Annotated in this window: 11 protein-coding genes; 3 read left to right on the top strand and 8 right to left on the bottom strand. The window is 70.1% G+C overall.

The window, feature by feature from the left end; translation table 11 throughout:
* On the bottom strand, positions 1–1,166 hold a 1,166-nt coding region (locus D6689_19775), incomplete at its 3' end, for a hypothetical protein (protein RMH38391.1).
* Positions 1,167–1,284: 118 nt separating this feature from the next.
* Between D6689_19775 and D6689_19770 the strand changes: the two genes are divergently transcribed.
* Together D6689_19770 and D6689_19765 are read left to right on the top strand one after the other, a co-directional pair.
* Positions 1,285–1,572 carry a hypothetical protein gene (locus tag D6689_19770; protein RMH38390.1) on the top strand — a complete coding sequence of 96 codons (288 nt, stop codon included), beginning with the start codon at positions 1,285–1,287 and terminating at the stop codon, positions 1,570–1,572.
* A 306-nt stretch (positions 1,573–1,878) separates the two neighbouring features.
* Positions 1,879–3,291: a murein L,D-transpeptidase gene (locus D6689_19765; GenBank protein RMH38389.1), complete on the top strand. Its 1,413-nt coding sequence runs from the start codon at positions 1,879–1,881 to the stop codon at positions 3,289–3,291.
* Here D6689_19765 and D6689_19760 read toward each other — a convergent pair.
* Genes D6689_19760 through D6689_19735 form a run of 6 tightly spaced genes read right to left on the bottom strand, consistent with a single transcriptional unit; the run spans position 3,236 to position 8,186 of the window.
* Complete coding sequence (locus tag D6689_19760) at positions 3,236–3,994, bottom strand: DUF3109 family protein (GenBank protein RMH38388.1); 759 nt, start codon at positions 3,992–3,994, stop codon at positions 3,236–3,238. The two genes, D6689_19765 and D6689_19760, sit on opposite strands and share 56 nt — an antisense overlap.
* Positions 3,995–4,003: 9 nt before the next feature.
* The gene (locus D6689_19755; GenBank protein RMH38387.1) at positions 4,004–5,386 is read right to left on the bottom strand and encodes a long-chain fatty acid--CoA ligase; all 1,383 of its coding nucleotides are present in this window, start codon (positions 5,384–5,386) and stop codon (positions 4,004–4,006) included.
* Between the two features lie 17 nt (positions 5,387–5,403).
* Positions 5,404–6,564 carry a crotonyl-CoA carboxylase/reductase gene (ccrA, locus tag D6689_19750; GenBank protein RMH38386.1) on the bottom strand — a complete coding sequence of 387 codons (1,161 nt, stop codon included), beginning with the start codon at positions 6,562–6,564 and terminating at the stop codon, positions 5,404–5,406.
* Positions 6,561–7,112, bottom strand: coding sequence for a methylmalonyl-CoA epimerase (mce, locus tag D6689_19745; protein ID RMH38385.1), 552 nt, complete (start codon positions 7,110–7,112; stop codon positions 6,561–6,563). Before mce ends, ccrA begins: the two co-directional genes overlap by 4 nt.
* Complete coding sequence (locus tag D6689_19740; protein ID RMH38384.1) at positions 6,982–7,893, bottom strand: 3-hydroxybutyryl-CoA dehydrogenase; 912 nt, start codon at positions 7,891–7,893, stop codon at positions 6,982–6,984. The genes mce and D6689_19740 overlap by 131 nt, the downstream gene beginning before the upstream one ends.
* Positions 7,890–8,186 carry a hypothetical protein gene (locus tag D6689_19735; GenBank protein RMH38383.1) on the bottom strand — a complete coding sequence of 99 codons (297 nt, stop codon included), beginning with the start codon at positions 8,184–8,186 and terminating at the stop codon, positions 7,890–7,892. The genes D6689_19740 and D6689_19735 overlap by 4 nt, the downstream gene beginning before the upstream one ends.
* Positions 8,187–8,317: 131 nt before the next feature.
* Here D6689_19735 and D6689_19730 point away from each other — a divergent pair, with 131 nt between their 5' ends.
* Positions 8,318–9,775, top strand: coding sequence for an XRE family transcriptional regulator (locus D6689_19730; GenBank protein RMH38382.1), 1,458 nt, complete (start codon positions 8,318–8,320; stop codon positions 9,773–9,775).
* 248 nt (positions 9,776–10,023) lie between these two features.
* Here D6689_19730 and D6689_19725 read toward each other — a convergent pair.
* Positions 10,024–10,260, bottom strand: a 237-nt coding sequence (locus tag D6689_19725) for a hypothetical protein (GenBank protein ID RMH38381.1), incomplete at its 5' end; no start/stop codon positions are given.

Here is a 10,260-nt window from a genome sequence, read left to right as displayed (position 1 = left end):
GCGCGATGTCCATACAGGATGTTGACGATGCGCGATCCGATCGCGATCCCCGCGACCGCAGCGTGCGACGGAGGTGGGCACCGCAGCACTTTGAATAGATGTCGATGCAACGAAGACGGCGCGACCGGTCCCATGTAGAACCGGTCGTCGGTGTCCAGCGCCGCCTGCAATACCGACGGCGACGCCAGTGGGATGAGCAGCGCCTCGATGCGGTCCCGGTTCACGTTGGGGCCGAACCCCTTCCAGCCGAACGCGAGGTTGTCTCGGACGATGAACAGCGCGGCCGCGTCGAACAACGTGCGCGCGTATCCGAGGACCGCGTCGGCGATCTCACCGCGCTGCATCGCCTCGCGCACCGCGGTGAGCGCGGCGTCTGCCTCCAACGGCTCGATGTCGTCGTCCGAGTCGCGCGCGACCTCGATCGCCTGCAGCGCCTCGGTGGGCGGAGCCGCCCCTGCGGTTTCCGCATCGTCGGCCTCCAACTCGACGACCAGCGCGTCGGCCTCGTATTCGATCGCGTCGATCTCGTCGGTGAGGTCGACGATGTCCGCACTGGCGTCCGCGACCGGCGGCGCGGTGCGCAACACCGGAGGCGGCGTCGGCGCGCGCACCGGCGCGTCGGTCGGCGGCGGCAGACCCGGCAGCGACGGCCCCGGCAGCACGGCGCTCCGGCCGCCCTCCACGGGCGGCGGCGTCCGCGCGCCGCGGGGCGTGTCCCCGAGCACGCGAAACCGCGCCGGCCGCGGAACGCCGTAATAGCGCTCGATGTAGTAGTAGATGCGGATTTCGGGCGCGACGCGCGGGATGACGCGGTACCCCGTGGTGCGGCTGATCTCGTCGAGCGTCGCCACGTCGTACGGGTCCTCGACGGCGACGATCAGCTGTCGTTCCGAAATCAGCAGTGGGACGCAGCGAAGGCGTGCGGCCTGTTCCGGGGTCAACAACCGCACGGCGGTCCGCTTGGCTCGGTCGAGCACCGCCCCGGTCGCGACCGGCATACTCAACTCGAGGCCCAGGTACATCGTGAGGGTCTCGAGATCGACGAAGCCCATCTCCACGAGCAGGGTGCCGAGTTTGCCGCCGTCTCGCCGCTGGCGCTCGATCGCCATCTGAATCTGGTCTGGCGTGACGTGGCCGTCTCGGACGAGCATCTCGCCCAGCTTCATGTGGGGTCGAGCGTATCATGGCCCCCGCGATTTCGCGCGTTTCGGCACCGGCGCGGCCCCCGCTTCAGCCGCGTCGCGCGCGACCGACTGTGTTGGCGATGCGGAGGCTTCCGCGACGATGAGGACGAACGCGACAGACGACGGCGGCCGCGTCGAACTGCCCGAACTCGCGACCGAGCACGTCGCCCCGGATGGCCAGTCGATCCGCGCGCGTTGCTTCGCGCGCGCCACCGGCGGCACGACCCGCTACGAGGTCGTCGTCGAGGGGTGCGGGGTGCGCGCCATCGTCGACGTGGCCGATGGGACCCGCCTGGCCGAGCGAATCGAAGACGCCGTGTGCGCGTTGTGGGCGTCGGCGCGGCTCCGCGCGCGGCGCGCGACCGCGGGCGGTGCAAACCGCGCATGACCGCGCGGGCAGCGCGAGCGCAGGGCGCCGCCGGCGCGCGGTGCAACCGGTCACGAGCAGCGCCGGCGACACGGATCGCGTCGCCGCTCGCGGGGAGCGGACCGTAGGGACCGCCGGCGCACGCGCCGTGACCGTCGAGCACCCAAAATCATGGGAACCGCGACTCGGTCGGCGCCGGAGGCAGACCCTGCGGGGGCGATGGTCGTGAAAAGGCGTGAGTCATGGGCGACGCCCATGGCATCGCGGCCATCGGCCCGAAGAAGCAGTTGAACGGCGTGGACGACCGGCGCAAGCTCGGAGTCACCGATGGTCGCCGAGTATCGGTTACACGACGTCGCGCCGGTCCCCCGGGCGAGGGTGCGGGTGCGCGTCGGCGCCGCAACCCGGTGTCCCGTCGTCGCGGCCATGATGGCGTTGGCAGCGTGCTCGGAGCCGACCGCCGAGCCGACCGTGGAGCCGTCGGCCGCCGTCACCGGCCGGGGCGGCGGCGACGACACGCGCGCCGGCACGCCCGAGCCGCGCACGGTCCGGTTCGTGCGGTCGGCGAGCGTATTCGCGGCTCCGTCCAACCGCGCGGCGCGCGTCGGCACGATCGCGGCCGGCGTGCGCGTCCCGCCGCGCGGTCGCGCAGCGGGGCCCGGCTGCGAGGCGGGCTGGGTCGCGATCGAGCCGCGCGGGTGGGTGTGCGGCCGCAACGTCGAACCGTCCGATCAGCCCCCCTACACGGTGGAGCTGCCGCGACTGCCGCGCGGCCAGATCGTGCCGGGCGTGTACGCGCGCGTCGTCACGCCCGGGGCGCCGACCTACGCGTCGCCGGCGGATGCGGCGGCCGGTCGGGTGCGGCGCCGCCTCGACGGCTCGGTGAAGGTGCGGCGCGATCGCCGGATCGAGACCGGTGGGCTCGCGCTGTGGAAGATCGGCGCGCACGAGTATGTCGCCGAGGCCGACGTGCGACCGCTCGCGCCGAGTTCGTTTCGCGGCGTGCGGCTCGGCGATGACACCGGCTGGGCGTTGCCGGTGGCGTTCGTGTGGCGGGGCGATGGACGAGCTGCACCGGTGTTCGATCGGCCAGCCGGCGGTCGCGTCGTCGGCCGCCTCGCGCCGCGCGCGGCGGTTCGCGCGGTCGACCGCGCCGGCGACCGCGTGCGGATCGGGCCCGACCGATGGATCGCGCGGGCGGACGTCCGACTGGCGACCGCCACATCGCCGCCGCCGGCGACGGAACCGGGCGAGCGGTGGGTCGATGTGGACCTCGACGAGCAGACCCTGGTGGCGTACGAGGGGGATACGCCGGTGTTCGTGACGCTCGTGTCGTCGGGCACGCGCAAGACCCCCAGTGAGACGGGGGTGTTCCGCGTGTGGCTCAAGTTGGCGGAAACCGACATGACGGGGCAAATGGGCGACGAGGCGCCGTATGCGGTGGCGACGGTGCCGTGGACGCAGTTTTACGCGAAGGATCTGGCGCTGCACACGGCGTATTGGCACGACGGGTTCGGCTCGCCGCGCAGCCACGGCTGCATCAACCTGTCGCCGGCGGATGCGCGGTTTCTGTACTTTTGGACCGAGCCCGAGGTGCCGCCCGGCTGGAGTATGGCGCATGCGGACGTCGACCGGCCCGGGTCGATGGTGCGCGTGCGCAGTGCGGACGACCCGACGCCGCCGTTCAAGGGGTACGCGATGCGAGTCGCCGAAGCGAGACGACGCCGGCCTGTGCCATGACGCGCGCTTCGGCGTCGTCCAGCGCGCGGACGAGCGCGCCGCCGAACAACTCGGCGAGCACGTCGCGCGCCGTGCGGTACACGCTCGGCTGGCCGTCGAGGTAGGCGCACGAGTAGTCGGCATAATCGTCCGACAGCACGAGCGCGTCGGATTCGTACGTGAGCGGAAACAGGCGACAGACGTGGGGTTTGATGCCGCGGAGTTCCCAGCCGCCCTCGACGGCCGCACGGTGAATGGCGCAGCCGCGCAGATCATGCTGCAGGAAGACGCAGCCGCCGCCGAATGTCGCCGTGCGGACATGGCGACCGGATGGAAAGTCGGGGTCTTCGACGACCTCGTCGGTGAACCACGGCGCGTCGCGCGCGTCGGTCCGAAGCAGGGCGCGAATCTCGTCGGCGTGGGCGAGCACGCCGTCGCGCTCGCTCAGGTCGATGTCGGCACCATACTGGCAGCAGGCATCGAGTTTGACCGGCAGCCGGTCCGGGTGGCGCGGTGGACGGTCGGTCGCGCCGACGAGGCAACAGGTGTGGCCCAGACAGTCGGGCGTGACCGTGGCCGTGAAGATCTCGCGCTGCGCGCGGCGAAAGCGAGGATGATCGACGTCCACGAACATGCGACGGCTCAGGTGTACCACGCGGGGACGACGTAACTGGCGCCGCGCGGCGCCGCACCGCGCGCAGGCGGGCGGCATGCCGGCGCGCACCGGGCCGCGTCACCGGCGGGCGCCGCGGGCAAACCAGTCGCGGGCGCGCCGCCGAAGCGGCTTGCCGCTCGAGCCGACCGGGAGCGCCTCGGCGTCGACGAACGCGATGCGCTTCGGGATCTTGTACGGCGCGATGCGCGCTCGCAGCTGAGCGCGCAGTTCGTCCTCGCTGCCATTGGCGCACACGACCGCCGCGACAATCTGGCCCCAGTCGGGATCGTCGATGCCGCACACGACGGCGCCGCGCACGCCCGGCAGCTCCGCGAGCGCGCGCTCGACCTCCGCCGGGTAGACGTTGACACCGCCCGTGATGATCGTGTCGTGCTTGCGGTCCACCAAGTGGACGTAGCCGTCGCCGTCGATGCGACCGAGATCGCCGACCGTGACGTAGCCGTCCACGACGGCGGGCTCGTCTTCGAGGTAGCCGTCCATGACCGCCGGCGACCGCACGTACAGTTCGCCGTCGATCGTCCGGATCTGCACGTCGGGCGGCGGTCGGCCGACGGATCCGGGCCGCTCGAGGTGCTCCTCCGGTCGACACACGGCGACCGTGCCCGTCTCGGTCGACCCGTAAAACTCCCACAGTCGTCCGTGACCCAGCCAGTCGATTGCCGCGCGTTTGCGCGCGGGCGGAAACGGGGCTCCCGCGACGATGGCGCAACGCACCGAGGTCAGGTCGTAACGATCGCGCACGGAAGCCGGAAGCGCGAGCAGCCGCTCGATCTGCGTCGGCACCAGGAAAAACAGGGTCGCCCGATGTCGCTCGACGGCGGCGAGGAACGACTCGGCCGAAAACCGCGGCAGCACGACCGTCTCGGCTCCGGCGGCGCGCGCCGCCCGCAAGAAGATGCCGGGGGCCGAATGGGACAGTGGACATGCGACCAGGTGCACGTCGCGCGGGCCGATCGCGTAGGTCGCGATCAATTCCTCGGCTCGCGCGCGCTCGCACGCGGCGCCGCGCACGCATGCCTTCGGCCGGCCCGTAGTGCCCGACGTAAACAGCAGCGTCGCGCCGATCTCGTGCCGGAGCGGCTCGCGCGCCGGCCGCACGCGGTCCACCGGCTCCCAAGCTACGCCCGTGGGCAGCCGGTCGGCCAACGCCGGGTCGGCGAGCACGCGGTGCGGGCGGGCGCGCGCCAACAACTCGGCGATCTCGGGAGGTGCCAGCCTCGGGTTGAGGGGCACCAGCATCTCGCCGGCAACGGTCACCGCATCGCGCGCGGCGATCCACGCGGGGCCGTTGGGCGCCAGCAGTGCAACCCGCGGCGGCAGTTCGGCGGCGGCGATTCGCCGCGGTCCGGGCCGGGCAGCAGCGACGCTCGGAACGACGCCGGTCACGCGCTCAGGCTCCGCTCGTGCGCGCCGGCGCGCGCCGGCGCGACCTGCCGGCATCGACCTCGCTCACGCGATCAGCCCCCGCCGCGCGGCGCCTGCACCCTGATCGCCATCTTGCCCTTGTGCTGGTTGCGAGCCATCAGGTCGTGCGCGCGCGCCGTGTCCTCGAATTCGAACACCTGGTCGAGCACGGGCTTGATCTTGCCGGACGCGACGAGGCGATTGGCGATCTCTGCCTGATGGGTGTTCGCGAAGTGCGAGCCGATGATCTGCTTTTGCCGCATCCACAGATAGCGCACGTCGAACGTCAGGTTGTAGCCCGAGGTGGCTCCGCAGATGACGATCTTGCCGAACCGTTTGCACACGAACACCGAGGTCGGGAAGGTGTAGGCACCGACGTGCTCGAACACGATGTCGGGATCCTCGCCGCCCGTGAGTTCGCGAATTTTCTTGCCGAACCGCTTGGACTCCGACGGCCCTTTCGAGAAGTCGAACTCGCGCCGGTTGATGATCATTTCGGCGCCGAGTTCGCGCACCAGCTGCGCCTTTTCGTCGGAGGACACCACCGCGATCGGGTGAGCGCCCGCGAGCTTGCACAGCTGTACGGCGAACACGCCGAGTCCACCGCTCGCCCCCCAGATCAACACGTGGTCGCCTGGCTTGACCTGCGCGCGCGCCATGAGCATCCGGTACGCGGTAAACAGCGTGAGCCCATAGCTGGCGGCTTCCTCCCAGGTGAGGTGTTTCGGCTTGGGCAACAGCTGCTGCGACTGCACCTTGCAGTACTGCGCGAACGACCCCCAGTTGGTCTCGTAGCCCCAGATCTTTTGGAATTTGCACGCGAGCGGGTCGCCGCCGTTGCACTCGGGACATTCGCGACACGACTGATTGCAGTGCAGGACGACCTCGTCGCCGACCTTCCAGCGGCGCACGGCCGAGCCGGTCTTCCACACGATGCCGGACGCGTCGGACCCGGCGATGTGGAAGTCTTCTTCCGGGTGCATCTTGATGGTGGACACCGGCTTGCCGCGCGCGGCCCACACGCCGTTGAAGTTCACGCCAGCCGCCATGACGAGGACCAGGACTTCGTTGGGGCCGATCTCGGGCAGGTGGATGTCCTCCATCTGCATCGATTGCAGCGGCTCGCCTTCGCGCTCCGGGCGAATCACCCACGCCTTCATTCGGTCGGGCAGTTCGCCCAACGGCGGGAGGGTACCGAGTTCGTGCATTTTCATCCGTGTCTCTCCACGAGTTCGACGAGGGTGCCCCCCATCGCTTTCGGGTGCAGGAATGCGACCAGGTGGCCGCCGGCGCCGGGGCGTGGACTCTCGTCGATCAGCGGGACGCCGGAGTCGCGCAGCCGGCGCAGTGCCTCGCGGATGTCCGTGACCGCGAACGCGACGTGGTGCATCGCGTCGCCACGTTTTGCGAGGAACTTCTCGAGGCCCGCGTTGCCCGGCATGGGGCAGACCAACTCGACCGCCGCAGGTTCGGCAAGGCGCACGAACGCAGCGGTCGTCTTCTGAGCGGCCACGTCCTCGCGGTCGACGACTGGCGAGCCGAGCAGCGACGACCACGCCGCGCCCGCCGCGTCGATGTCCGCGACGCAGATGCCGACATGGTCGATGCCGACGACGAGTCCGTCGAGTCCCTCAGGCAAGGATGTCCTCGACAGCGGGGTTGGCCTTTGGCGGTCGGGTCGAATAGTCGTAGAACCCGGCGCCGGTCTTCTTGCCGAGGTGGCCGAGTTGGACGAGCCGTCGCAACAGCGCCGGCGGCCGATAGCGACTGTCGCCGAAGTCCTTGTACAGCAGCTTCGCCATCGCGTAGACGATGTCGAGGCCGATGAGGTCCGACAGCGCGAGCGGTCCGAGCGGGTGACCGCACCCGAGCTTCATCGCGATGTCGATCTGGTCGGGCGCGGCCAGTCCCTGTTCGAACGCGGCGATCGCTCCGATCAGATACGGAACGAGCAGTCGATTGACGACGAACCCGGTCGAATCGAGCACGGGCACGGCCGTCTTGCCGAGCGCGGAGACGAACCGTTGCGCGCCGGCGACCACGTCCGGCGCCGTCTGCGGAAGGTGTGCCAGTTCAACGAGCGACATGGCCGGCACCGGCGAAAAGAAGTGCAGGCCGATCGTGCGGTCCTCGCGGTCGGCGCCGGCCGCGATGTCCGCGATCCGCAGGGTGGATGTGTTGGACGCGAACACGGTGTCGTCGGCGCAGCGAGCGTCGAGGTCGGCGAACAGCGCGCGCTTCGTGCCGAGGTCCTCGACCACGGATTCGATGACCAGGTCCACGCCGGCGAGCGCGTCGCGATCCGCGGTCGTGGTGATGCGCGCGAGGGCGGCCGCAGCGTCCTCCTCGGCCAGTTTGCCGCGGCCGATGCGCCGCTGCATCGACGCCTCGATCCGCGCGCGTGCGGCGTGCGGATCGCCGGGCGTCGCCTTGACGAGCACGGTGGGCAGGCCGGCGAGCGCGGTGACCTCGGCGATGCCCGTACCCATCAGGCCGCCGCCGACGATGCCAACGGATTCAATCTGCAACGCGGTGTCGTTCATGGCTCCTCCCTCATGTGGGGCTGTGCAGTCGGGCGCGGGTAGGCTGGAGCGCGGGCGAGATCGAGCAGGGCTCGATCGACCGAGCGGCCGCGCACGCGACGCAGCGTCGCGGCCACCGCGTCGGCCGGCGCGCCCGCCGCTCGCGCCGCGCGGACGTAGGGAGCCAGGTCGTCCGAGCCCTTTGCGGCGACAGCGAGCCGTTCGAGGGCCAGCTCAATGGCCTCGCGCGACCCGGCGACCTGCCGCGGTCGGCCCTCGCGTCGTTCGCAGCCCAACTCGACCGAATCCCTCATGGCGTTTACAACCGAATCCAGTATGCGGTCCGATGACGCGTCCTGTCAAGACAGAACATGTTGCAAATACAGTGAAATATGCGTTTACAAGCACTTGTCACTCATGGTTTACTGGTTAACGATTTAGTAAAATGGAAAGCGCACGGATCGGTGAACGGCTTCGCCAGCTCCGGCTCGAACGCGGCCTCGCGCAGGCCGACGTCGCCCGGCGGCTCGGCATTTCGCCCGCGTACCTGAGCCTGCTCGAAAAGGGGCGCCGCACGATGCAGTTTCCACTGCTGCTGCGCGCGCTCGACCTGTTCGGGGTCGGGCTCGACTCGTTCATGGCCGACGTCGGCGCCGACCGGCCGGACGATGTGCTCGCGTCCCTGTTGGACGACCCGCTGGCGCAGACCCTCGATCTCGACGAGGCGGACCTCGAACGGCTGCGCGCCGAACCGAAGGCGGCGACGACGATCGCGGCGTTGTTCAACCTCTACAAGAACACGCGCGCCCAGCTCGACACCGCGATGACCAAGCTCGAGGCGGGGATGCCGCCGCGGCTCGACTACGCGCCCGGCGACGAGGTGACGGACTTTCTCGAGCGCCATCGCAACTACTTTCCGGAGATCGAAGAGGCCGCCGACGCGGTGCGCCGCGACGCCAACCTCCCGCGGCGGTTCATCGCGGACGCGCTGGCGGCGGTGCTGCGCGCGCGGTTCGACGTGGACGTCGTGATCGATACGCCGCAGCCCGGCTCGTCCGTCGTGCGCCGGTTCGACCGGCGAACGCGTCGCCTGGTCGTGTCGCCGGACCTGAACGAACATGCGCTCAAGTTTCAGCTCGCGCACGTCATCGGGCTGCTGTGGCTCGACGACACCGGCTTGGACCGGCGTCTCGTCGGCGCGGCGCCGACGCGACACGCGGAAACGGCCCGCCTCATCAAGATCCACCTCGCCAATTACTTTGCGGGCGCGCTGCTGCTGCCGTACGGGCCGTTCTTCGACGCCGTGCAGCGCACGCGGTACGACGTCGCACGGCTGGCGGGGACGTTCGCAGCCAGCTATGAGGCGGTGGCCCACCGAATGTGCAACCTCGCCGACCCGCGCCGGGCCGGCGTGCCGCTGCACTTTCTGCGGGTCGACGTCGCGGGCAACATCTCCAAGCGGTACTCGGCCACCGGCCTGCGATTCCCGCAGGCGCACGGCACGTGCCCGAAGTGGGCCGTCAACCACGCATTCCTCACCCCCGCCGTGATCGCGCGCCAGTACTCGCGGATGCCCGACGGCCAGACCTACTTTTGTTTTGCCAAGGTGATCAGCGAGCCTCGCCGCGGATCGCTCGTGCTCGGAACGACGTATAGCATCGGCCTCGGCGCGCGGGCGGACGCCGCGCACCACTTCGTGTATTCGGACGCGTTACCGGCCGCCGCGGTCGATCGCGCCGCGGTGCCGACTGGCATCACCTGCCGGTTTTGCGAGCGCACGGATTGCAACCAGAGAGCCGCACCGAGCTACAAGTTCGCGTTCGCCGTCGATGAGTACACCAAAAAGGACAACTTCTTTTCGCCGCTCACCGGGAAGACACACGGCGGCGACGAGCGCGAGTGAGGCTGGCGCCCGGGCGCGGTGCGCGCCGACTTCGCCGGCGGGCGCCCCGATCGGGGGCGGTTCGCTCCCGTTGTGTGCGACAGGCGGCGGACGAGTGGATCTACGATCGACGCCGATACGGCACCGGTCGCGACGGCGCGTGGCCAGCTCGACCTGTGTCATTGCTAGCAGGTCGGTGCCAGCAGGCATGTCGACTGGTCGAGCGCGGGATGTCGTAGCGGTCGGTGTCGACGGCTACGCCGGGTGCATCACCGGGACGCGTCGGTCGAACGGATGATCAGTTCGTTCGACCCGAGCCGCAAACGCGGCAGGCAGCTCGCGCGAAAGACGAGTACGTCGGGCAGATGGTTTTCGTCCGCATCGGAGACGGTCATATCGCCGAATTCCGGCGGGCAGGTGGCTTCGTCTGCGACGGCGCGCCGGAGCTCGTCGGAGCCATCGGGGGCGACGATCAGCCAGCGGACTGCTCGCGGGAGAACGCCTGC

The sequence above is a fragment of the Deltaproteobacteria bacterium genome, assembly GCA_003696105.1.
Lineage (GTDB): Bacteria > Myxococcota_A > Polyangia > Haliangiales > J016 > J016.
This window is presented reverse-complemented; position numbering and strand designations above follow the sequence as displayed.

What these genes read in the sequence shown, in the direction of transcription:
- D6689_19770 (RMH38390.1), top strand. Translation starts at nt 1,285, where the DNA reads ATGAGGACGAACGCGACAGACGACGGCGGCCGCGTCGAACTGCCCGAA.
- ccrA (RMH38386.1), bottom strand. Translation starts at nt 6,564, where the DNA reads ATGAAAATGCACGAACTCGGTACCCTCCCGCCGTTGGGCGAACTGCCC.
- D6689_19765 (RMH38389.1), top strand. Translation starts at nt 1,879, where the DNA reads ATGGTCGCCGAGTATCGGTTACACGACGTCGCGCCGGTCCCCCGGGCG.
- D6689_19735 (RMH38383.1), bottom strand. Translation starts at nt 8,186, where the DNA reads ATGAGGGATTCGGTCGAGTTGGGCTGCGAACGACGCGAGGGCCGACCG.
- D6689_19740 (RMH38384.1), bottom strand. Translation starts at nt 7,893, where the DNA reads ATGAACGACACCGCGTTGCAGATTGAATCCGTTGGCATCGTCGGCGGC.
- D6689_19730 (RMH38382.1), top strand. Translation starts at nt 8,318, where the DNA reads ATGGAAAGCGCACGGATCGGTGAACGGCTTCGCCAGCTCCGGCTCGAA.
- D6689_19755 (RMH38387.1), bottom strand. Translation starts at nt 5,386, where the DNA reads ATGCCGGCAGGTCGCGCCGGCGCGCGCCGGCGCGCACGAGCGGAGCCT.